This is a genomic window from Stenotrophomonas sp. 1278 (genome assembly GCF_029892765.1).
Lineage (GTDB): Bacteria > Pseudomonadota > Gammaproteobacteria > Xanthomonadales > Xanthomonadaceae > Stenotrophomonas > Stenotrophomonas indicatrix.
Genome location: NZ_JARXWD010000006.1, coordinates 97,455 through 118,602, shown reverse-complemented (window position 1 = coordinate 118,602; position 21,148 = coordinate 97,455). Strand labels below are relative to the sequence as shown.

Here is a 21,148-nt window from a genome sequence, read left to right as displayed (position 1 = left end):
GCCCGCACCCCACGAGCTCAGGCATGCCACCGGAAGATTTCCAACGCCGCTGCATCACCCCCTCCGCGCTCTACCCGGGAACACCGGTGGTGCTGATGACCACGTTGAATGAAGACGGCAGTGCGAACATCAGCCCGCTTTCGTCATTCTGGGCGCTGGGCGACCGCGTGGTGCTCGGTATCGGCGAACAGGGCCAAGGCTGCAGCAACCTTCTGACACGCGGCGAATGCGTACTGAACTTCGCAGATGCCACGCAGGCGGCGCAGGTTGAAGCCATCGCCCGCGCCACCGCCCGCACCCCGGTGCCGGAATCGAAGCGTGCCATGGGGTACGTGCATGTGCCTGACAAGTTCGCACTGGGCGGCTTCAGCCGCGTCGATTCGGTGCAGGTGGCACCGCCGGCGATTGCCGAATGCCCGCTGCAGGTGGAGGTCACGCTGCTTGCCTCGCACCGGCCCAGCGGAACCCAGGATCAGGGCTTCATGATCGTCGAAGGACGGATCTGCCGGGTGCATGCGCACGAGGCGATCACCGTTGCCGGTACCCAGCACATCGACGTGCAGCGCTGGGCACCATTGATCTATCTGTTCCGTCACTATGTGGGCACCACCACGCCGGTGGCGCGCAATTTCCGCGCTGACGATCCTTTGCCGCTGACTGCATGACAGCTGCGATCAGGAAGAAGACGCGGGCGCGTTGGAGTACTTCTCGCGAACCTCCTTTTCGCGGTCGCGACGCGCAGTCGAGCAGCGCTCGCGGGCTGTCGTCATCTGGCTGTCGGCCGAGGTCCGTTCAGAACTCAACGACTGCTGCAGACTGGAAATCTGCGCACGGATGCCGGATTCGCTGGTGGCGCCGGCGAGATTGCTGCTCGCTGCAGCCAGCTGCCGGTTCAGATCGGCCACCTGCTGATTGACCGCTTGGCTGCGCGATTCCAGCGGGCCGTAGATACGCGACTGCTCGCTCTGCAGGCAGTTGCGCTCGACAATGCCGGCGTCATTCAATTCGGCAGTGCGATAGACTGCGGTGCGGTTGGCAAGCTCGCCAGCCGATTCCGCTGCGGCGCGGTTGGAGCGCAGCTTCATCGGTTCTGCGCCGGCACCGCACGGATGCTGTGAATAGGTGGTTTCACCGGACGCACCCTTGCACTTGTAGACCTGTGCCGATGCCAGCGGCGCGACCAGCAGCAATGCCAGGACGATGCCAGATTTCATGTTCATGCCAGACCTCCTGTCCCGGGCCCTGCGGCCCCGTTTGGCCATACGCTACGACTGATCGTACCTGCGGGCAAATGCCACCGCGCCAGGCCAATCAGCGCCGGGATCGACTCAGCTCCAGCGCGGCGAAGGTGTACCAGCCGAACGCCGGCAGCAGCGCGATGCGCTGGGTGAGGCCGCGATAGGGCTCCGGGTCGAATCCGGAAAGCATCAGCCACAGATAGGCTATCCCCAGCAGCGAGATGGCACGCGCAATCCAGGCCATCCGCGTCGACGCAGCAGGGCCCAGCTCGGCCAGGAACAGCAGCGGGGTCAGGATCGAGAAGATGCCGATGCCATAGAGGCCATGCAGCGGGCTGCCCGTGGTGAAGACGCCATTGCTGACCATGGACACCCCGAACAGGATGGAGGTGAGCACAGTGAGCGCGAAACGGCGACCTTGCGCGAGCAATGCAAGGCTGAAGACGATGATGGCCGAGCCACTGACCACCGCGCCGACCTGCACCGCCTTGGCTGGCAGCCCCTGCATCAGGCCCAGCTCGCTGAGATGCTGGGAGAGCGGGTGGTAGCCGGGCACGGTGAATGCAAAAGCGATCAGCGCCAGCATGGCGCCGAGGGGAACGTACACCGCCTGCTGGATGGCCAGGTTCCGCACTGCAGTCACCACCGCTGAAGAGAAGTGCGGCGACGTTAGCAGCCGGTCCCGCCGGGTCGCATGTGCAGTTTGGTACCCCTGCTGGCGCCAGGGGTCCGCACAAAGAAAAAAGCCCTGACCGGAGTCAGGGCTTTTTAATTGGAGGCCTCAAGCGGAATCGAACCGCTGTAAACGGATTTGCAATCCGGTGCATAGCCACTCTGCCATGAGGCCAACGTACTGCGATCAGGAACGACGCCCCTGACATGACAAAACCCCGCGATGGGGCCTGTCGGAACATGGAGCGGGAAACGAGACTCGAACTCGCGACCTCAACCTTGGCAAGGTTGCGCTCTACCAACTGAGCTATTCCCGCATAAGCCGTCATGGTACCGGAAGCCCGGGACACACACCAGCCATTTCACAACAGTTTTCACTTTTCTGACTGCGCGAAGAGCCTTGTGGCTCAACGTGCCCCGCCTTGCCGTGGCAGGAGAAAAACAAGGCCCCAACCGGGGCCCTGTGCAATCTGGAGCGGGAAACGAGACTCGAACTCGCGACCTCAACCTTGGCAAGGTTGCGCTCTACCAACTGAGCTATTCCCGCATATTCTCCGACCTGCGTCGAAGGAGCGCTATTGTGTCCAAATTCCTTCACGCCGTCAACAGTCCGCAGCACCGATGAACCCGCCCACGAGACCCCGTTTCGCCCGCCTGTGCTGGAGCCTTGTCGCCCTGGCCTGGCTTGCGGTGATTGCTGCACTGATCAATGCGGGCTTCACCCCGGACTATTGGATGCTGCGCCACTTCGAAGGCGCAACCCTGCCCTACCCCACCGGCGCGGTCATCCAGTTCGCTGTACTGGCCGGAGCGGAACTGTTGGTCACCGTGCTGATCGTGCGTCCCTGGAAACCAGGGCGCGTGTGGTTGCGGCTGCTGATCGCCCTGGTGCTGCTGCTGGCCTGGTCGTTCCCCTGGCTGGCCGCTGCCCTGCACCAGGCGCCGGTCCAGGGCATGCATCTGCTGTGCCTGCTGCTGATCGACCTGGCTGTGCTGCTGGCGCTGTGCGTGGTGTCGCTGGCCAGTGCGTGGCGGGCGTTGACCGGGAAACAGACCCGACGCGCACGCGCCTAGCGAAGCACGCCCCTACCTGTGGAACTCCACCCGCACATGCTGGCCGACGCGCGCCTTGGCGGCGCTCTCGAATTCCAGCACGCACTCCACCACCTTGGCCACGCCGCGCCCTGCGTCTTCGGGCAATCGTGCCTGCGCGAACACCGGGCTGATGCGGACCACGCGCGCCACCGGCAGTGGCTTGCCCTCTGCGCCATCGCTATCGATCACCACCGTCGCACGCATGCCAACCTGCACGGCATCGGCGTAGGCCGCACTCAGCTCGGCACGCACCTGCAACGGTCGCGCCGGCAACAGTGACATCGCCGGCTTGCCGGCCTGCACGAACGCACCCACGCCCGGCACCTGGCCGACCACGATGCCGGCGTCCGGTGCGGTCAGCGACATCTGTCGCAGCTTGAGCCTGGCGTACTCCAGCTTGTGCTGGGCCATGTCGACCTGCGCTCCGGCCACATCCACATCGGCGCGGACGCCGGCCAGCTGCTGCCTGGCTGCGTCGGCCTGCTGGCTGGACGACACGCCTTCACTGGCGCCGGTGGCGAGGCGGGTGGCGTTGCGCTCCAGTTCGCGCAGTTGCGCCTGGCTGCCCTTCAGCCGATCGGTAGCCAGCGCGAGATCGGCGTTGGCCATGCCAACTTCCTGTTCAAGCAGTGCGCCATCCAGGGTGAGCAGGACATCGCCCTTGCGCACCACCGCTCCTTCCTTCACCGGCGCGGTGCTGACCGAACCATCCATCGCTGGTACCAGTGCAATCAGCCCGCCTTCCACATCGATGATGCCGCGCGCGACGGCGACGTTGTCCGCGCTGGCGGCCGTGGCAGCGGTCGGCTGCGCGGGTACGGGTGCATCCTTGCTGCAGGCACCCAGCAGCAATGCCGCGCCCAAGGAGAAGCTGAGGGAGAACAACGGCGGCATTCTGGTCATGGGCTGGGCTCTACGGTTTCGTTCTGGCGGCGGTCATCGCGGACCGTGCCGTCTTCCATGGCGATCACCCGATCCGCATGGCGGATCAGGCGTGGATCATGGCTTACACACAACACCGTGGCCTGATGCGCGCGTGCATAGCGGTGCAGGATGTCGATCACGCGCTGGCCGTTCTCGGCGTCCAGTGCGCTGGTGGGCTCATCGGCGAAGATCAGCGTGGGTGACTTGGCGAACGCACGGGCGACGGCTACGCGCTGCTTCTCGCCGCCGGACAGCTGTGCCGGGCGCATGTGGCTGCGGTGCGAGAGGCCGACTTCGTCCAGCGCCTGCCGCGCCAACGGCTCACTGTCGCGGTTGCGCATGCCGCGATAGCCCAATGGCAGCTGCACCTGCTCCAGCGCCGTCAGCGCCGGGAACAGGTTGAAGCCCTGGAACACGAAACCGACGTGGTGCAGACGGAAACGCTCCACCTCGCTGCGGGTCATGTGGCTGACGTCCTGGCCAAGCGCATGCACGCGACCGCCATCAGGCGTTGAGAGCCCGGACATCAGCGACAGCAGCGTGCTCTTGCCGCACCCGGAGGGGCCCGATACCAAGGTCAATTCGCCGGGATAGATGTCCAGCGACAGGCCACGCAGCACGGGCACATGCACATCGCCGGACACGAAGCCCTTTTCGAGTGCGTCGGCACGCAGGGTCGGGATCGCGATGGGAGCATTCGTCATCGGTGGCCCCTCAACGCAACAGCAGCGATGGATCGGAACGGACGACGCTGCGCACCGCCATGATGCTCGACAGCATGGCCATCACCGCGACCAGCGCCACGCAGCCAAGAACCACCATCGGCGTGAGCTGTACCGGTACGCGCTGGGTCTGCGCGGCCATCAGCACCACCGCGCTGAAAGCTGCGGCCAGCAGCATGCCGACACCACCGATCAGCACGGCCTGTTCGAACACCACACGGGCCAGCGCGTAGCGGCCTGCGCCGAGCGCATTGAGGGTGGCGTACTCGCGTACCGACCCGGCCACCACCGCGGCAAACGACTGGTTGGTGATCACCGCGCCGACGAAGCAGACGATGACCGCCATGAACAGCACTGCGATGCCGGCGCCGGTATCGAACAGCCAGTACTGCTGCGAACGACTGGCGAACTCCGGCGCTGTCCAGAACTCGACGGGTGTGGCGCGGCCCGTCGATGCACCGAGTCGATCGCGCACGCGCGCGGCCAGCTCCGGTGAGCGCGTGCCCGCCACGAAATAGGTGCTGCCTTCATGCGGATCGGTTCCGGCGATGGCACGCGCGGTATCCAACGACGCCAGCACGTTGACGCCGCCAAGGCCACGCAGGCCGGGTTGCGCTGCAACCACACGCACGGCCTTGCCATTGATCCACGCGCGGTTGCGGTGCAGATCGACGCCCAGCGTATCCAGGTCCGCGCTGTCGACGATCACCGCACCGGGTTCGCGCAACCGGGCACGCAGATCGGGCGACAGGATGCGCGAGAACATCATCGCGTCGCCTGCCGTGGAGATGCCGGACAGATACACCGACACGTTGCCGGCACCCTGTGCGCTGGAGCGCCACTCGCCATCGACCCACTCGTAGGGTTCGACGCGGGTGACATCCGGGTCCATCCGCAGGCGATTCTCTACATCCGCACTGATCGCATGACCGTAGTTCACGCTCTGCGTGCCGGCAAAGCCCGCCCAGACATCGGCGCTGGACGCCTTCACGTAGATCGCAGCGGTGCCGAAGATGCCCAGCACCAGCGCCGCCTGCACGATCAGCAGCACGCCGGCGAAACACATGGCCAGCACCACCGGCAGGAAACGGCGCCACTCGTAAACCAGGGTCTTGCGGGCAAGCGCGATCATTGCGCGTCGCCTTCAGGCTCGGCTGGCAAGGGAGCACCGCCCACTGCGCGATAGAGCGATGCGAATGCAAGTACGCGAGCACCCTGCGCGCCGATCAGGTCGGCCTGCGCGGACAGCGCGGCACGCTGGGTTTCCAACCCGTCGAACTCACTGGAAAGACCAAGCTGCACCTGCCGGGCCTGTCGTACGACCTGCTGCCGGGCTGCTTCGTCGGCCACCTGCAGCGACTGGATGCTGCTGTCCTGGCGGGCCAGGCTGCCCAGTGCACCCTCCACTTCCGCCACGCCCCGCAGCACTGCCTTGCGATACCCCAGCAAGGCTGCATCCAGCTGCTTGTCGTCGGATTGATAGCGCGCGCGACGTTGGCCCCAATCCCACAGAGGGATATCGATGTAGGGACCGATCGATGGGCTGGAATCGGAATTGGAGCGAGCATTCTGGGTCAGGTTGTAGGCGTACAGGATGGAACCGCCCAGGCTCAGTTTCGGGAACATCGACGCGCGTGCACTGCCCTTTTCGGCGGCAGCCTGCAGCACATCGGCCTCGGCCAGCAGGATCTGCGGACGATGGCGCAGCAGATCGGCGGGTACCTGCTGCAGGGTGAAGGCGCTCAACTGCGGTGGCGTGCGGTAGGCATTCCAGGCCGGATCCGGACCATCGCGACCCAGCAGCAGTGCCAACGCGCGCGAGGCGTTGCCCGCGTTTTCATTCGCCTGCGCAATGGCCGCGCGCGTGGCCGCCCGCCGCGCGCGCAGACGATCCAGTTCACCGGGCTCGTCCAGATGCAGGCGCTGCCGTACCAGGCCCAGTTGCTCGCCACGTGCGTCAACGGCCTGCTGCCTGCCCAGCAGATCCACCTGCGCCTGCGCGACGGAAAGATCCAGGTAGCTGCGCACCACATCAGCGATGACCGCCACCTGCGCCGCATCGCGCAGTGCTTCGGCATTTCCGTTGGCCGCTTGCGCGCTTAGACGGGCACTCTCCGCTGCGCCAAACAGGCCAAGATCCCAGATCGCTTCAACGCCGGCGTGGAAGTACGTGTCGACTGCGGCGGCGTCCTGCACCTGCTTGGCACTGGCGGAGATTTCCGGACGGAAGCGCGCATCGGAGGTGCCCGACACCAGGCGTACCGCCTGCAACCGCAGGGTGGCCTGGCGCAGGTCCAGATTGCCGGCGACGGCCTCGTCCACCAGCGCGTTCAAGCGCGCATCGGCCAGCACCTTCCACCACTGCCGCGCGTCGACCGCTACGCCCTGCCCTGCGGCGGTCTGACTCCAGACTGCTGGCACGCGATCAGGCAGATCGGGAACCGGCACCGACATGCAGCCCACCAGCATCATGCTGGTCAGCAGCGCCCCGGTACCCAGGACGATGCGCGGGACGACGCCATACCGGCGCGCGAACGCTGCCGGGAAAGTGATGCGACTGGCCACCCGCCCGCCTTCGTGGAGAGAGAAGCCGAGGAGGCTACGCCGCGATTGTGGAGTGGACATGGAGAATCGGTCGGAGGTGCGTTACAGCGCGTGTGCGGTGCATGCATTGCGAACCCTCGGCCTTTCCACAGCCTTTCATCGGCGCCGCCAAGCTGAACGCTGGACTGTCCGCGGGCGCTGCGGCACATTGTCCTGAACGCTTCCACTGGCAGGCAATACGCTTGAAATCCGCCCTTCGCCGCACGCTCGGCATCTTCGCGACCGTGCTCATCGTGGGCACGACGGCGATCTGCCTGACCACTCCGTTGGCGTCGAACGCGGCCATGCTGCTGATGGACCGCAGCAACTTCATTCCCGCGCAGTCGTCGATCTTTTCCTTCGAGCCCTACGTGATCAACGAGGGCTCGTCGAACTACTGGTTGTACGGCCAGGACCGGAACTACTACTACCACTTCACCTATCAGGCCGACGCCCCGTATCTGTACATCACGCGGAAGAACGCCTGCGCCGGCTTCGATCGTGCGGACGTGCGAACCTGGTGCGGTGCGGGCCGAGGCAGCCCGCGCTAGCGCGATCGCAATCCCTTTCCGGTGCGCAAACGAAAAACGCCCCCTTGCGGGAGCGTTTTTCTGAATCTGGAGCGGGAAACGAGACTCGAACTCGCGACCTCAACCTTGGCAAGGTTGCGCTCTACCAACTGAGCTATTCCCGCAGATTCCGTTCGACCTGCGTCGAAGGAGCGCTATTGTGTCGGGATTGCTGCACGGCGTCAACAGGATTCTGCTGCCCTCTCATGAAGCAGCGTTCAGCTTCAGGATCACATCCGCACGCCCCGCCGATGGAAGTAGATCTGCTCGGCCAGCCGGCGCATCGGGCCGGTACGCAGCAGCGCATTGACCGGCCAGTCCTGCTGCAGGTGGTCCATTGCCCAGCGCAGCATGCGCTTGCGGTGAAAGGTGGGGGCCGCCTGACGCGCCACCTGCTCTGCGGCCGGCCCCTTGCCGCGCCGGTGCAACCCGATCGCATCACCGACCGCCCAGCCATGCCGCCATGACGAGTGGATGCCGCCGGCCGACAGCGGCGAAACAACACCTGCCGCATCACCGGTCAGGATCACGCCCGGCGCGGTGATCGGGCCATCTGGCAACCCGCAGGGCACCAGCCCCGCGCGGGTGTCGGCAACCTGGGCCGAGTGCGGAAGTCCCACAACGTCGCGCACGTGTTCAAGGAATCCCTCGATATCCGGCGCGCGTGCATGTGCGGGATCATGCCGCAGCGCCAATCCCACCTGCACGCCGGTGGGGTTCTGCGCGGCCCAGCCGATGTAGCCGGGTGCGAACCGGCGGCTGACAAAGCAGTGCAAGGCATCGCCTTCCGGCAGCTGCACGCCGGCAAACTCGCGCTCGACGCCATACAGATTGTCGCGCACCTGGCCCAGGCCGGTACGCTGGGCAACACGTGATCGTGCGCCATCAGCGCCGACCAGACAGGCCGTGCGCCCCACCCCTTCAACCTGCCACGCGTCGCCGTCGCCGTCGCGGCAGGCGTCGGTGAACGACTGCTGCAGCCGCAGGTCCACGCCACTGGCACGCAGTTCGCTGGCCAGCCAGCGCATCAGGTTCGGCGTATCGGTGGTGAGGAAGTAGTAACCCGGTGCGGTCAGCAGCACGTTGTGCAGGTTCGGCGCATACAGGCGCACGCGTGCGACGCGTTGCACGAGATGATCGGGCATGCGCCCCAGCCAGGTCTGTTCCATCGCCTCCTTCACCACGATACCGGTGGTGTGCAGGCGTTCGCCAGGGTCGGCCTTGCGCTCGAGCACGCAGACGCGCAGGCCGTACTGAGCGGCGGCAAGTGCGCATGCGGCGCCACCAAAGCTGGCGCCGACGATGACCACGTCGTAGTCGTTGGCAGGGGGAGTGTGAGGCATCGCGGCATCACCTTGCTGGATCCGGGAGTACAGCGTGGGATCGGCGCATGGTGAGGCGATGGAGTGGCGGTGAAGTGGGGATGAAGCCGCTCCGGCCAAACGAAAAACGCCCCCTTTCGGGAGCGCGTTTCTTGAATCTGGAGCGGGAAACGAGACTCGAACTCGCGACCTCAACCTTGGCAAGGTTGCGCTCTACCAACTGAGCTATTCCCGCTTGGGAGGCGAAATTCTACCTGTTCTGCGCAACGCGTCAAGGCCTTTTTTTTCAGGCAGATCGAGAGGTCATGGAATGCGTCATCCACGCATGGCGTGGATCTACCGCAGGCCACATTCCAGGCGATCCACGCCATGCGTGGATGAGGCATCCTGCGTAGAACGCATACCCAGTAGATCCACGCCATGCGTGGATGAAGACGTCCCCGGTGTCAGAGCCCTTTCCTTCGGAAAGGGATCCGACCCCGGTGCTCAGTTGCCCAGCTTCTTCTGCCGCGAACGCTCGCGCGCGGCGCGCTCGTCGTCACGCAGGCTGGGCCAGGCGGCGTGCAGGTACTGCAGGCCCGACCACAGGGTCAGCACCGCGGCAATGGCCAGGGTCCAGTCACCGATATGGAATACCGGCGGGCCCATCCAGATGTCGTCGACCGGCACGTTCGGCGCCACCGAATACAGCAGGCACAGCAGCGCGACCATCTGCGCGGTGGTCTTGACCTTGCCGATCATCGCCACCCGCACCTTGGCACGCTGGCCCAGCTCGGCCATCCACTCGCGCAGCGCCGACACCGCGATCTCGCGGCCGACGATCACCGCCGCCCAGAACGCCATCCACGGGGTCGGATGCCCCTGCACGATCAGGAACAGGGCCACCGCCACCATCAGCTTGTCCGCCACCGGGTCGAGGAAGGCGCCGAACGCCGACTCCAGGCCGTAACGGCGCGCGATCCAGCCATCGAGCCAGTCGGTGATCGCGGCCAGGCCGAAGATCGCCGCCGATGCGAAGTTGGTCCAGGTGTAGGGCAGGTAGAACACCAGCACCAGCACCGGGATCATCACGATCCGCAACAGGGTCAGCCAGGTGGGCAGGGTCAACGTCATGCGGCTTTATTCTCTCTCTACTCGGCCGGATCCGGCGCGGCCAACCCGTGCAGGTTAGCGTAGATGCGCGCTGCGAGGGCGTCATTGATGCCTTCCACCTTGGCAATTTCCGCTTCTCCGGCCGCTTTCAGGCCGACCAGACCGCCAAAATGCTTCAGCAGGCTGGCGCGCCGTCGCGGCCCGATGCCGGGGATGTCTTCCAGTTTGCTGGTCATCCGGGCCTTCTGCCGGCGCCCGCGATGGCCGGTGATGGCGAAGCGGTGCGCTTCATCGCGCACCTGCTGGATGAACTGCAGGGCGGGATCGGCCGCACCCGGGCGCAGTTCGCGGCCATCGGGCATCACCAGCGCTTCGTGGCCGGCACGGCGTTCCACGCCTTTGGCCACGCCCACCAGCAGCACGTCTTCCACGCCCAGATCGGCCAGCGCCGCCTGGGCCTGTGCCAGCTGGCCGGCGCCACCGTCGATCAGCAGCACATCCGGCAGCACGCCCTGCTCCTCCACCGCGCGGCGGAAGCGGCGATCGATCGCCTGGCGCATCGCGGCGTAGTCATCGCCCGGTTCAATGCCACTGATGTTGAAGCGGCGGTACTGCGCACGCACCGGGCCGGCAGCATCGAACACCACACAGGAGGCCACGGTGGCTTCGCCCATGGTGTGGCTGATGTCGAAGCACTCCACCCGCTTTACCGGTTCGGCCAGCCCCAGCATCACCCGCAGCGCTTCGCTGCGCGCGTGCTGCGCGGTGCGGCTGTTGATCTCGGTGGCCAGGGTCAACTGCGCGTTGCGGCTGGCCAGTTCCAGGTAGCCGGCGCGCTCGCCGCGGACGTTCCATTTCAACTGCACCTTGCGCTCGGCCGAGGCCGACAGTGCAGAACCAATCAGATCGGCATCGGGAATTTCGCGGTCAAGCAGGATCTCGCGCGGCGGCTCGAATTCGATGTAGTACTGCGAGACAAAGGCCGCCAGCACTTCATCCGGGCTTTCCTCGCCATTGGTGCGGGGAAAGAACGGGCGGGTGCCCAGGTTGCGGCCATCACGGAAGGCCAGCAGCATCACGCAGGCCTGCGAGCCCTGCATGGCCACCGCCAGTACGTCGAGGTCGGCCGCGCGGCCGTCCACGTACTGGCGGGTCTGCATGCTGCGCAATGAAGTAATCAGATCGCGCAGTCGCGCGGCCTGCTCGAATTCCAGCGCTTCGCTGGCCACCTGCATCTGCTCGCCGAGCTCCCGGGTCAGCTCATCGCTCTTGCCTTCCAGGAACATCGCCGCGCGGCGCACCGACTCGGCGTAGTCCGCTGCTGGCACCAGTTCCACGCACGGCGCGCTGCAGCGTCCGATCTGATACTGCAGACAGGGCCGCGAGCGGTTGCGGAACACGCTGTCTTCGCAGCTGCGCAGCTTGAACAGCTTGTGCATCAGGTTCAGCGTCTCGCGCACCGCGGTGACGCCGGGATACGGCCCGAAATAGCGCCCGGGAATGGCACGTGGACCACGATGCAGGGCGATGCGCGGCCAGTCTTCGCGGGTCAGCAGCACATGCGGATAGGTCTTGTCGTCGCGCAGGGACACGTTGTAGCGCGGCGACAGCGACTTGATCAGCTGGTTTTCCAGCAGCAGCGCCTCGGCTTCCGAGCGCGTTACGGTCACGTCCATGCGCACGATCTGCGAGAGCATCGACATGATGCGCGCGTTCTTCGGACTGCCGTTGAAATAGCTGCCCACGCGGTTGCGCAGCGCGCGGGCCTTGCCGACGTACAACAGCGTGTCGTCGGCCGCGTACATGCGGTACACGCCCGGGGCGGTACTCAGCTGGGCCGCGAATGCCTTGCCATCGAAGGTCGGGACAGGAACAACGGTCATTCGCTGATCGGCACTTCGCTGAGCACGCCGCTGTCAGGGTCCAGGCGCAGTACGGTGTGGGAATCGGTTTCGGCGATCCACACCGCGCCGGCACCGACGGCCAGGCCGGCCGGGCCATGCAGGCGCCGCGGCAAGGGCTGGGTGGTCAGTTCGCCGCCGCCCAGGCGCAACGTGCGCAGGCGGCCATTGCCGGTATCGGCGATCCACAACAACGGGGCATCCGGGCTCAATGCGATCGCCTGCGGGAACTGCAGGCTGGCCTGCGCACGCGGGCCATCGTCCTCGCCGAAACGCCAGGTGCCCTGCCCGACCAGGGTCTGCACCAGGTCACCGCGCAGCTGCAATGAACGGATCGAAGAGCCCAGCGCATCGGCCACGTACAGCACCTGCTGGACCACGGCCACGGCGGTGGGCTGGGCGAACGCGGCCAGATGGCCACTGCCGTCGCGCTCGTCGATGGCGCCGCTGCCGGCGCGCCACTGCAGGCTGCGCTGGCCGAGGTGGTAGCTCCAGATGCGGTTGTCGCCGGCCATGGCAACGTGCAGCTGGTTTTCGGCGATGGCCAGGCCCACCGGATGATCCAGCGACACCTGCCGTGGCTGCGTCACCGGCCCTTCCACGGGGGCGCCCGGACGGCCGTTGCCGCACAGGGTGTCGACCAGACCGGTCAGCAGGTTGATGCGGCGCACGGCATGGTTGCCGGTGTCGGCCACGTACAGCGACTCACGCTCCAGCGCCAGCGCCTGCGGCCGGTGGAAAGCGGCTTCGGCGAGGTTGCCGTCCATGAAGTCGGCAGTGCCCAGACCGAACTGACGCAGCACGCGGCCGCCATGACTGCATTCCAGGATGCGGTGGTGGCCGCTGTCGGCGATGTACAACCGTTCCTGGTTCACCGCCAGACCCATCGGGAATCGCAGCGCCTGGCGGGGTTCGGGGTGCAGCTCGCTGCCGCCACGCGAAGGGGCTGACGGCGCACCCTCGCAGAGGGCATTCAGGGCCCGCTCCAGCTCGCCGGGCACGCCCTGGCCGATCAAGCGCTGCTGTTCGCGACCCTGCGCGTCCAGCAGCACCATGGTCGGCCAGGCGCTGACGCCGAAGCGGCGCCAGCCATCCCAGTCGGCATCAAGCAGCACCGGCATGGTCAGGCCCTGGCGGCGCAGCAGTTTCAGCGCAGCCGTAGCATCACGCTCGAAGTCGAAGCGCGGCACCTGCAGCACCAGAGGTTGCAGCTTGCCGGGGTGGCGTGACAGCCACTGGCTGAACTCGGCCAGCCGTTGCGCGCTCCATGCGGAAGCCGCGTTGACGAACAACAGCGCGACCGGCCGGCCACGCAGTTCGGTCAGGGTGCAGGGCGCGGCATTGAGCCAGGCGGCGAACTCGGGCAGGTCCGGGACGGGCTGGATGTTCATGACCCGATTATGCCGGAGTCGGCGTGATGCAACAGGCGTGCCACGGTGCGTTCGGCAGCAGCGTCGACCAGCGACCAGACCTGTTCGAAATGATCGCTGCCACCGGTATAGGGATCGGGAATCGCACGTTCGCCCTGCCCGCCCGACCACGGCAGGTACAGCGCCAGGCGCTCGCGCTGGGTCGCAGTGGCAAGGCGTGCGGCATCACGCAGGTTGGCCTCGTCGGCGCACAGGATCCAGTCGAAAGCGTCGAAGTCCTGCCGCTGCAACTGCCGCGCGCGCAGGCTGCCAAGGTCCACCCCGTGTCCGGCCGCGCATGCAATGGCACGCCGGTCGGGTGGCTGGCCCACGTGCCAGTCGCCGGTACCGGCCGAATCGACCTGTACCCGCCCAGCCAGCGCCGAGGCATCCAGGCGGGCACGCAGCGCGCCTTCGGCCATCGGCGAGCGACAGATGTTGCCGAGGCAGACGACCAGCAGCCTCATCGCGCGGCCATCGCCTGCAGCAGCGTTTCGGCGCGCTGCAGGTCTTCAGGGGTGTCGATGCCCGGCGGGAAGGGTTCGGGCGAGATCGCCACGGCAATTGGATAGCCCGCTTCCAGCACGCGCAACTGCTCCAGCGATTCCACCTGTTCCAGCGTGCCCGGCGGCATCGAGGCGAACTGCTGCAGGAAACCGGCACGGTAGCCATAGATGCCGATGTGGCGCAGCCACTGATGGCCTTCGGGCAGGGTGTCGCGGCTGCGGGCGAAGCCATCGCGATGCCAGGCAATCGGCGCACGGCTGAAGTACATGGCCTCGTTGCGCACGTTGCGCACCAGCTTGACCACGTTGGGGTCGAACAGCGTGTGGGCATCCTCGACCGGCGTGGCCAGGGTCGACATCGGTGCGCTGCCCGCCACCAGTGCCTCGGCCACGGCGCGGATGCCGGCAGCCGGCGCGAACGGTTCATCGCCCTGCAGGTTGACCACCACGGTGTCATCGGACCAGCCCGCAATGCGCGCGCACTCGGCCAGGCGATCGGTACCCGAGGCATGCGAGGCAGCGGTCATCGCCACTTTCACTTCCGCCAGGCCGGACAATGCGTCGGCAATGCGCTGGTCGTCGGTCGCGACCCATACCTCACCGGCGCCGGCCTGCAGCGCGCGGCGGGCCACATGCAGCACCATGGGTTCTCCGCCCAGCAGGCGCAGCGGCTTGCCCGGCAGCCGCGAAGCGGCATAGCGGGCCGGGATGGCAACAACGAAGTCGGTCATGCGGGCGGTACTCGGCAGGCGCGATACAGCAGGAATGCGGCCGGCGGCGTCCATTTGCAAGCGCCGCGCGGCCCCTCAGTTCGGTCGCAGCTTGTCCAGGCGATCGGTCAACGCGATCCAGAAAGCAGCAGGCATCTCGGCGCGCAGCGGCACCGCGTACTGCCAGTCATTGGCGAACGCGCGGCACTTCACGGCATCCTTTTCGGTCATCAGCACCGGCAACTGGCTGCCAAAGGACAGATCCTGCGGCTGGTAGGCATGATGGTCGGCGAAGGCGTGCGGCACCACGCCGATCGCACGCGCGCGCAGCATGTCGAAGAAGCGTTGCGGATGGGCGATGCCGGCCACGGCATGCACGCGCTGGCCCGCGAAGTACGAAAGGGGACGTGCGCGCCCGCCGGCCAGCGGCTGTGCACTGTCGATGTGCAGGGCCATCGGCCATTGGCCGAAGCCACAGGCCTGGGCAGCCGCCGCTCCATCCGCCTGGCCCAGATTGACCACCCGGAAATCGCATTCCGCTGCGCGGCTGACCGGCTCGCGCAGCGGGCCGGCGGGAATCATCCGGCCATTGCCATAGCGGCGCTGGGCATCAACCACCTCGATCTCGATGTCGCGCGCCAGCCGGTAGTGCTGCAGGCCGTCATCGCAGACGATCACGTCGCAGCCGGCGGCGATCAACGCCTTGCCTGCTGCCACGCGGTCACTGTCCACGCGTACCGGCACACCGGTTTTCCAGGCGATCAGCACCGGCTCGTCGCCCCCCAGGGCGGTCGGCGTATCGGCTTCCACCCAACGTGCCTTGTCCGCTTGCTCACGGCCGTAGCCGCGGCTGGCGACACCGGGCTTCCAGCCCGCGGCCCGCAGGCGCTCGACCAGGGCGATGGTCAGCGGCGTCTTGCCGGTGCCGCCGGCGGTGATGTTGCCAACCACGATGACCGGCACCGCCAGCGCATGGCGCTTGCGCCAGCCACGCCGGTACAGGCGCCGGCGCAGCGCGGTGACACCGGCATACAGCGGTGCCAGCAGTCGCATCGGCCACGGAGCCGGGCTGCCGTCGTACCAGTACGGCGGGGTCTGGGTACCTTTGCCCGCCATCAGTCCTGCCTTTCGCGGAACTGCATGTTGTGCAGGTGCTGGTACAGGCCGCCCATCGACAGCAGCTCCTGGTGGGTGCCGCGTTCAACGATGCGGCCATGGTCCATCACCAGCACCTGGTCGGCATGCTCGATGGTCGACAGGCGATGCGCGATCACCAGCGTGGTGCGCTCGGGCATCAAGCGCTGCAGCGCATCCTGCACCAGGCGCTCGGATTCGTTGTCCAGCGCCGCGGTGGCCTCGTCCAGGATCAGGATCGGTGCGTCGCGCAGGATCGCGCGGGCGATCGCCAGGCGCTGGCGCTGGCCGCCGGACAGCAGCGCGCCATTCTCGCCTACCGGCGTCTGCAACTGCTGCGGCATGCGTGCGATGAACTCCCAGGCATTGGCCGCCTCGGCAGCCGCACGGATCTGCTCGTCGGTGGCATCCATGCCATAGGCGATGTTGGCCGCGATGGTGTCGTCGAACAGCATGACCTTCTGGCCGACGATGGCCACCTGCCGGCGCAGATCGGCCAACGGATACTCATCCAGGGCAACGCCGTCGAGCAGGATGCGGCCACCGTTGGGTTCGTAGAAGCGCGGCACCAGCCGGATCAGGCTGGTCTTGCCGCTGCCGGAACGACCGACGATGGCGGTGACCGTGCCCGGCCTGGCAACGAAGCTGATGTCGTCCAGGGCGATGCCACTGTCTTCACGGTAACGCAGCATGACGTGCTCGAAGGCCAGTTCGCCGCGTACGCGCTGCACCGCGTGCTTGCCCTCGTCGCGCTCGACCGGCATGTCGATGATGCCGAACAGGCGCTCGGCCGCAGCCACACCGCGCGAGATCGAAGTCTGCACGCTGGTCAGTCGCCGCAGCGACGGAATGATGGCCATCATCGACGTCATCAGGCCCATGAACTGACCCGCATTGAGCTTGCCGGCCAGTGCCTCGCGGGTGGATACCCAGACGATGACTGCCAGCGCCAGCGCCGCCAGGAACTGGACCACGCTGGAGGCCGCCGCGCGGGTCACTTCCACCTTCATGTTCAGCGCCAGCATGCGGTTGGCCAGGCGCGAGTAGCGCGAGATCTCGTGCTGCTGGGTGCCGTGTACCTTCACTTCCTGCTGCGCGGCCAGCGACTGCTCGGCAGTCTGCGCCATGGTGCCCATGCCGTCCTGGATGCCGCGGCTGATGCGCCGGTAGCGCTTGCCCACGTAGGACACGATCACGCCGATCAGCGGCACCACCACCAGCATCGCCAGGGTCACCTTGACGCTCATCTGCAGCATCACCGCCAGCATGGCGATGATGGTCAGGGTATCGGCCACCACGGTCTTCAGCGCGTCGGCACTGGCCTGGGTGACCTGTTCGGTGTCGAAGTTCAGGCGGCTGACCATCACCGGCGTCGCCTCGGCATCGAAATGCGAGGACGGCAGGTGCAGGTACTTCTGCAGCACCTGTTCACGCAGGTCGCGGACCACGCTGCGGCCGGTCTTGGCCAGCGTGTAGTCGCTGACCCAGGTGGCCACGCTGCGCATCAGGAACAGGCCGAGAATGGTCAGCGGCAGGATCACCGCCATGCGCGGCTCGGGGTTGACGAACCCACGGTTGACCAGCGGCTCCATCAGCTTGGTGAAGTGATAGCCGGCCAGGGCTTCGACCACCATCGCGATGACCGCGCCGATCATGAACACCCAGTAGGTGCGGGTATAGCCCAGCAGTCGTTTGTAGATCGGCCACACTGGCGCGTGATGGGAACTCATGGACGCACCTCTGGCGCTGTTGCAATGGCGATACGACGGAAGCCGAGCTGGCCCAGCGCGTCCTGCGCGGTGACCACGGCCTGATAGGGAGTGCGCGCGTCGGCACGCAGCAGCACGGTCTGTTCGCGGTCGCTGCCGGCGACGGCCGCAATGGTCTGCTTGACCGACTCGACGTCGCTGCGCAGCACTTCCTGATCGTTGACGAAGTAGCGGCCGTCAGCGTTGATCAGCACGCTCAGCGAGCGCGGCGGCTCGTTGGTCTGCTGCGGGCTGGCGGTCGGCAGCTGCACCTGCAGCGTCGATCGCGCATCGAAGGTGGTGGTGACCACGAAGAAGATGATCAGCACCAGGATGACGTCGATCAGCGGCACCAGGTCGATATGCGGCTCATCCTGGGACCGGTCGTTGCCGATACGCATCGATCAGGCCTTTGCCGTAGCGGCGGAAGACGCGCGCGCAGCAGGGGCCGGGGTCATCACCCCGGGGCGACCGTCCAGCGTATCCAGCAGCGCGCTGGCTTCCTGCTCCATCTCCACCACGTAGCCGTGGATGCGGCCCTTGAAGAAGCGGTGGAACATCAGCGCCGGGATCGCCACGATCATGCCGGTGGCGGTGCACACCAGTGCCTTGCCGATACCGCCGGCAAGCTGGTTCACATCACCCACGCCGTGGTCGAGGATGCCCAGGAACATCTGGATCATGCCAACGACGGTGCCCAGCAGGCCCAGCAATGGGCCAGCCGAGGCGATGGTACCCAGCGCGTTGAGGAAACGCTCCATGCGGTGCACCAGATGGCGACCGGTGTCCTCGATGCGCTCACGGATCTGGTCGCGCGGGCGGTTGCGCGCTTCCAGCGCGGCGGCCAGCAGGGCACCCAACGGTGAATTGGCACGCAGGGTCTGCAGGTGCGCCGGGTCCAGCTTGCCGCGCGCGGCCCAGTTGCGGACCTCCTGGCCCAGGCCAGGCGGCAGCACCTCGCTACGCCGCAAGGACCAGAAACGCTCCAGGACGATCGCCAAAGCCAGTACGCCCAACAGCAGCAGCGGCACCATCGGCCAGCCACCGGCCTTGACCAGTTCCCACACGTTTCAACCCTCCGGCCCAGCGGCCGCTTGTTCGATCGGCGATAGGATAGCAGCCGACCGCGCTCGCCCAGCGGCATCCCACCACCGGGCGGCGTGGATACGCTGTTCACGCAGCTGCAGGCCTTGTGCGCCAAGCCATACGCGGATCGCGCCGGACTCGGCGGTGGACAGCACTTCGGCGCCCGCCGCCTGCCAGCGCCGCATCACGTCACGTTTCGGGTGGCCAAAGTGGTTCCGGTGCCCGGCCGAGACCAGCGCCAGCCGCGGCGCCACCGCCTTCACCCAGTCCGGCGTGGAACTGCCTCCGCTGCCGTGATGGGGCACCAGCACCACGTCCGCACGCAGCATATCGGCAGCGCCCGCCAGCAGCGCCTGTTCGCCTTGCCGGCCGATGTCACCGGGCAGCAGCACTACCCCGTGCGCGCCAGCAACCCGCAGCACGCAACTGGCTTCGTTGTCGGCGCCCTTCCCGCCAACGGCAAGGAACGCGGCGGGCGGATGCAGCACCTGGAAATCGACCCCGTCCCATTGCCAGCGCAGGCCCTGTTGGCAGCTGCCGGCCGTGGCAATCGCACTGCCCGGTGGAGCCAGGACGGCCAGTCCCGGCAGTTGCTGGCGCAACGCGACGAGGTTGCCGCTGTGGTCCAGGTGGTCGTGACTGATCATCAGCTGTGCCGGCGGCTCCTGTCCCAACGCCCGCAACGTCGGCAGCAGCATCCGCTCCTCGCCCCCGCTGCCGGCTGGCGGGCCGACGTCATACCAGAGTGCGTGCCGGGCGGTCCGCAGCAGCACCGCCGCACCCTGGCCGACATCGTGCACCACCAGTTCCAGCTCACCCTGCTGCGGCCCCGACCGTGCCGGCCACAGCAACGGCAGGCACAGCAGAGAACCGGCAAGCCCGGCCCCGGCACCGCGTGGCAACAGCCACCAGAACACCCCCAGCAAGGCCGCCGGCAACGCCCAGGCCGGCCCCTGCGCCAGCCACCACATCGCCTGCGGGTGCTCGGCCAAGGGTTGCAGCAGCTGCCAACTGGCCTCGAACACCCAGGCAGCCGTGCGCCAAGGCCACTGCCCTGCCCCGGTGCGCAGGGCCTCCAGAGCGGTTCCCAGCAGAGCCAGAGGCACCACCAGCAGGCTCCACAGCGGAATGATCGGCAGGTTCACCAGCGGCCCCAGCCGTGCGCTGCCACCGAACAGTGCCACCGCCAGCGGCAGCAGAGCGACGCTGGCCACCCCCTGCCCTGCCAGAGCGCCACGCAGCATCGCGGCGAACCCCTTCGGCCGCCCGTGCGGCAGGCACCACAGCAACCACAGCACCCCACCGAAACTGAGCCAGAAGCCCGCAGACAGCACCGACAGCGGTGCCGGCAGCAGCATCGCCAGCGCGGCCAGCGCCAGCCCCTGCGCTACCGTCACCGGACGGCGGGCGACGCGCGCCAGGGCCAGCACCGCGATCATCAGCGCAGTACGCACGGTCGGCAGCTCGCTGCCTGCAACAACGGCATAGCCGGCTGCTGCCACCGCCGCCGCACATGCCGCCGCCTGCGGTCGTGGCCAGAACCGGGCAAGCCCCGGCCAGGATCGCCAGAGCGCAGAACACAGCAATGCGGCGAAGCCCGCGACCAGGCCGACATGGAAGCCGGAGATGGCGATCAGGTGGGTCAGGCCCAGCGCGCGCAGCTGCGCCCAATCGACGTCGGACAGGCCACGCGTATCGCCCAGTGCCAAGGCCTGGATGAACCGCGCCGACGGATGTGCGATCTGCCTGGCAATGGCGGCACTGGTGCGCTCGCGCCACGCAGGTAGACCATGCGCAGGGCGCAGCTGTCGCGTGGAATTCGAATCGCGCACGCTGGCGTTCCCTGCCAGCCCACGCAGCAGCGCATGCCGCTCGCCATCGAAGCCCCCCGGGTTGATGCGTGAACGTGGCGGTCGCACGCGCAGCGACAGCTGCCAGTCAGCTCCGGCGTGCAGGTGATGTCTCTGATCAACCTCGGCCTCGGTCGGCCCACCCCGTGGCGCGTGCCAGAGCACCTGCAGCTGCTTTCCACGCAGCGTCGGCATCGCATCGGACGCATCCACCCGTAACTCGAAGCGGGTGTGTGCAGGCGTTTCCTTCGGCAGTTCGATGACCTGCCCCCGGACGAGCACATCCTGCGCGGCAGAACCTTCCGGCAGCTGCGCCTGCATTGCCCAATACCCGTGGCAGCAAGTCCAGGCCAAGCCGAACAGCAACGCAGCCGCCACGCGTCCGCACCAGCGCACCACCCAGCCCAACGCGGCCACGGCGGTCGCCGCAACAGAAGCCCACAGCGGTGGCAACACCGGCAGCAGCACGCAGACCAACGCACCGGCAACCAGAGCGGCAGCACACGCGGGGCCAAACAGGGGCGACAAGGTCCGATCGGCAGCCATCGACACAGCGTGCCGAGGCGCGGCCTCACCCAGCCATCAGG

20 protein-coding genes and 5 tRNA genes are annotated in these 21,148 nt (G+C 67.1%); 3 read left to right on the top strand and 22 right to left on the bottom strand.

Features of this window, described 5'->3' with window-relative positions:
* Positions 1-23 precede the first annotated feature (23 nt).
* A complete protein-coding gene (locus M2299_RS08315; protein WP_280884185.1) occupies positions 24-665 on the top strand; it encodes a flavin reductase in 642 nt (213 codons plus the stop codon).
* A gap of 9 nt (positions 666-674) precedes the next feature.
* On the opposite strand, the gene M2299_RS08310 is transcribed toward M2299_RS08315, so the two are convergent.
* From M2299_RS08310 to M2299_RS08290, 5 genes are all read right to left on the bottom strand, one after another.
* On the bottom strand, positions 675-1,220 hold the full coding sequence (locus M2299_RS08310; RefSeq protein ID WP_223485053.1) for a DUF4124 domain-containing protein: 546 nt from the start codon (positions 1,218-1,220) through the stop codon (positions 675-677).
* A 91-nt stretch (positions 1,221-1,311) separates the two neighbouring features.
* Positions 1,312-1,872, bottom strand: coding sequence for a DUF998 domain-containing protein (locus M2299_RS08305; protein ID WP_280884184.1), 561 nt, complete (start codon positions 1,870-1,872; stop codon positions 1,312-1,314).
* A 139-nt stretch (positions 1,873-2,011) separates the two neighbouring features.
* Positions 2,012-2,085 (bottom strand) — tRNA-Cys (locus M2299_RS08300).
* Positions 2,086-2,151: 66 nt separating this feature from the next.
* A tRNA-Gly gene (locus tag M2299_RS08295) sits at positions 2,152-2,227 on the bottom strand.
* 154 nt (positions 2,228-2,381) lie between these two features.
* A tRNA-Gly gene (locus M2299_RS08290) sits at positions 2,382-2,457 on the bottom strand.
* Positions 2,458-2,531: 74 nt separating this feature from the next.
* Here M2299_RS08290 and M2299_RS08285 point away from each other — a divergent pair.
* Positions 2,532-2,984, top strand: a complete 453-nt coding sequence (locus M2299_RS08285) for a hypothetical protein (RefSeq protein WP_133119329.1) — start codon at positions 2,532-2,534, stop codon at positions 2,982-2,984.
* A 12-nt stretch (positions 2,985-2,996) separates the two neighbouring features.
* Here the strand turns inward: M2299_RS08285 and M2299_RS08280 are convergent, their stop codons facing one another.
* From M2299_RS08280 to M2299_RS08265, 4 genes are read right to left on the bottom strand one after another with little or no spacing between them, the layout of a single operon-like run.
* Complete coding sequence (locus M2299_RS08280; protein WP_280884183.1) at positions 2,997-3,908, bottom strand: HlyD family efflux transporter periplasmic adaptor subunit; 912 nt, start codon at positions 3,906-3,908, stop codon at positions 2,997-2,999.
* Positions 3,905-4,633 carry an ABC transporter ATP-binding protein gene (locus M2299_RS08275; protein ID WP_025875189.1) on the bottom strand — a complete coding sequence of 243 codons (729 nt, stop codon included), beginning with the start codon at positions 4,631-4,633 and terminating at the stop codon, positions 3,905-3,907. The genes M2299_RS08280 and M2299_RS08275 overlap by 4 nt, the downstream gene beginning before the upstream one ends.
* Positions 4,634-4,643: 10 nt before the next feature.
* Entirely contained in the window at positions 4,644-5,783 is a 1,140-nt protein-coding gene (locus M2299_RS08270; RefSeq protein ID WP_025875192.1) for an ABC transporter permease, read from the bottom strand.
* The gene (locus M2299_RS08265; RefSeq protein WP_345782458.1) at positions 5,780-7,123 is read right to left on the bottom strand and encodes a TolC family protein; all 1,344 of its coding nucleotides are present in this window, start codon (positions 7,121-7,123) and stop codon (positions 5,780-5,782) included. Before M2299_RS08265 ends, M2299_RS08270 begins: the two co-directional genes overlap by 4 nt.
* Positions 7,124-7,437: 314 nt before the next feature.
* Between M2299_RS08265 and M2299_RS08260 the strand changes: the two genes are divergently transcribed.
* Positions 7,438-7,785 (top strand): hypothetical protein, encoded by a 348-nt coding sequence (locus M2299_RS08260; protein ID WP_080149286.1) that lies wholly within the window; start codon positions 7,438-7,440, stop codon positions 7,783-7,785.
* Positions 7,786-7,852: 67 nt separating this feature from the next.
* Here M2299_RS08260 and M2299_RS08255 read toward each other — a convergent pair.
* The 13 genes from M2299_RS08255 to M2299_RS08195 form a co-directional block, all read right to left on the bottom strand.
* Positions 7,853-7,928, bottom strand: a tRNA-Gly gene (locus M2299_RS08255).
* Positions 7,929-8,033: 105 nt separating this feature from the next.
* Entirely contained in the window at positions 8,034-9,146 is a 1,113-nt protein-coding gene (locus M2299_RS08250) for an NAD(P)/FAD-dependent oxidoreductase (RefSeq protein WP_280884182.1), read from the bottom strand.
* 138 nt (positions 9,147-9,284) lie between these two features.
* Positions 9,285-9,360: transfer RNA gene (locus M2299_RS08245), tRNA-Gly, on the bottom strand.
* Positions 9,361-9,611: 251 nt separating this feature from the next.
* On the bottom strand, positions 9,612-10,238 hold the full coding sequence (gene pgsA / locus M2299_RS08240; protein WP_025875200.1) for a CDP-diacylglycerol--glycerol-3-phosphate 3-phosphatidyltransferase: 627 nt from the start codon (positions 10,236-10,238) through the stop codon (positions 9,612-9,614).
* 17 nt (positions 10,239-10,255) lie between these two features.
* Complete coding sequence (gene uvrC / locus M2299_RS08235) at positions 10,256-12,100, bottom strand: excinuclease ABC subunit UvrC (protein ID WP_099783504.1); 1,845 nt, start codon at positions 12,098-12,100, stop codon at positions 10,256-10,258.
* A complete protein-coding gene (locus M2299_RS08230) occupies positions 12,097-13,509 on the bottom strand; it encodes a hypothetical protein (protein ID WP_099842232.1) in 1,413 nt (470 codons plus the stop codon). Before M2299_RS08230 ends, uvrC begins: the two co-directional genes overlap by 4 nt.
* Entirely contained in the window at positions 13,506-13,994 is a 489-nt protein-coding gene (locus M2299_RS08225) for a low molecular weight protein-tyrosine-phosphatase (protein ID WP_080149290.1), read from the bottom strand. Before M2299_RS08225 ends, M2299_RS08230 begins: the two co-directional genes overlap by 4 nt.
* A complete protein-coding gene (gene kdsB, locus M2299_RS08220; protein WP_280884181.1) occupies positions 13,991-14,764 on the bottom strand; it encodes a 3-deoxy-manno-octulosonate cytidylyltransferase in 774 nt (257 codons plus the stop codon). The genes M2299_RS08225 and kdsB overlap by 4 nt, the downstream gene beginning before the upstream one ends.
* 75 nt (positions 14,765-14,839) lie before the next feature.
* Positions 14,840-15,859, bottom strand: a complete 1,020-nt coding sequence (gene lpxK / locus M2299_RS08215; protein WP_025875213.1) for a tetraacyldisaccharide 4'-kinase — start codon at positions 15,857-15,859, stop codon at positions 14,840-14,842.
* Complete coding sequence (msbA, locus tag M2299_RS08210; RefSeq protein WP_025875215.1) at positions 15,859-17,607, bottom strand: lipid A export permease/ATP-binding protein MsbA; 1,749 nt, start codon at positions 17,605-17,607, stop codon at positions 15,859-15,861. Before msbA ends, lpxK begins: the two co-directional genes overlap by 1 nt.
* A complete protein-coding gene (locus tag M2299_RS08205) occupies positions 17,604-18,026 on the bottom strand; it encodes a biopolymer transporter ExbD (RefSeq protein WP_099783502.1) in 423 nt (140 codons plus the stop codon). The genes msbA and M2299_RS08205 overlap by 4 nt, the downstream gene beginning before the upstream one ends.
* A 3-nt stretch (positions 18,027-18,029) precedes the next feature.
* Positions 18,030-18,692 carry a MotA/TolQ/ExbB proton channel family protein gene (locus M2299_RS08200; protein WP_280884180.1) on the bottom strand — a complete coding sequence of 221 codons (663 nt, stop codon included), beginning with the start codon at positions 18,690-18,692 and terminating at the stop codon, positions 18,030-18,032.
* 3 nt (positions 18,693-18,695) lie between these two features.
* The gene (locus M2299_RS08195) at positions 18,696-21,107 is read right to left on the bottom strand and encodes a DNA internalization-related competence protein ComEC/Rec2 (protein WP_280884179.1); all 2,412 of its coding nucleotides are present in this window, start codon (positions 21,105-21,107) and stop codon (positions 18,696-18,698) included.
* Positions 21,108-21,148: the final 41 nt, after the last annotated feature.

Bases quoted from the DNA above. Each gene is read 5' to 3' on its own strand.
- M2299_RS08315 (WP_280884185.1), top strand. From the start codon at position 24: ATGCCACCGGAAGATTTCCAACGCCGCTGCATCACCCCCTCCGCGCTC.
- M2299_RS08310 (WP_223485053.1), bottom strand. From the start codon at position 1,220: ATGAACATGAAATCTGGCATCGTCCTGGCATTGCTGCTGGTCGCGCCG.
- M2299_RS08285 (WP_133119329.1), top strand. From the start codon at position 2,532: ATGAACCCGCCCACGAGACCCCGTTTCGCCCGCCTGTGCTGGAGCCTT.
- M2299_RS08280 (WP_280884183.1), bottom strand. From the start codon at position 3,908: ATGACCAGAATGCCGCCGTTGTTCTCCCTCAGCTTCTCCTTGGGCGCG.
- M2299_RS08275 (WP_025875189.1), bottom strand. From the start codon at position 4,633: ATGACGAATGCTCCCATCGCGATCCCGACCCTGCGTGCCGACGCACTC.
- M2299_RS08270 (WP_025875192.1), bottom strand. From the start codon at position 5,783: ATGATCGCGCTTGCCCGCAAGACCCTGGTTTACGAGTGGCGCCGTTTC.
- M2299_RS08265 (WP_345782458.1), bottom strand. From the start codon at position 7,123: ATGATGCTGGTGGGCTGCATGTCGGTGCCGGTTCCCGATCTGCCTGAT.
- M2299_RS08250 (WP_280884182.1), bottom strand. From the start codon at position 9,146: ATGCCTCACACTCCCCCTGCCAACGACTACGACGTGGTCATCGTCGGC.
- pgsA (WP_025875200.1), bottom strand. From the start codon at position 10,238: ATGACGTTGACCCTGCCCACCTGGCTGACCCTGTTGCGGATCGTGATG.
- uvrC (WP_099783504.1), bottom strand. From the start codon at position 12,100: ATGACCGTTGTTCCTGTCCCGACCTTCGATGGCAAGGCATTCGCGGCC.
- M2299_RS08230 (WP_099842232.1), bottom strand. From the start codon at position 13,509: ATGAACATCCAGCCCGTCCCGGACCTGCCCGAGTTCGCCGCCTGGCTC.
- M2299_RS08225 (WP_080149290.1), bottom strand. From the start codon at position 13,994: ATGAGGCTGCTGGTCGTCTGCCTCGGCAACATCTGTCGCTCGCCGATG.
- kdsB (WP_280884181.1), bottom strand. From the start codon at position 14,764: ATGACCGACTTCGTTGTTGCCATCCCGGCCCGCTATGCCGCTTCGCGG.
- lpxK (WP_025875213.1), bottom strand. From the start codon at position 15,859: ATGGCGGGCAAAGGTACCCAGACCCCGCCGTACTGGTACGACGGCAGC.
- msbA (WP_025875215.1), bottom strand. From the start codon at position 17,607: ATGAGTTCCCATCACGCGCCAGTGTGGCCGATCTACAAACGACTGCTG.
- M2299_RS08205 (WP_099783502.1), bottom strand. From the start codon at position 18,026: ATGCGTATCGGCAACGACCGGTCCCAGGATGAGCCGCATATCGACCTG.
- M2299_RS08195 (WP_280884179.1), bottom strand. From the start codon at position 21,107: ATGGCTGCCGATCGGACCTTGTCGCCCCTGTTTGGCCCCGCGTGTGCT.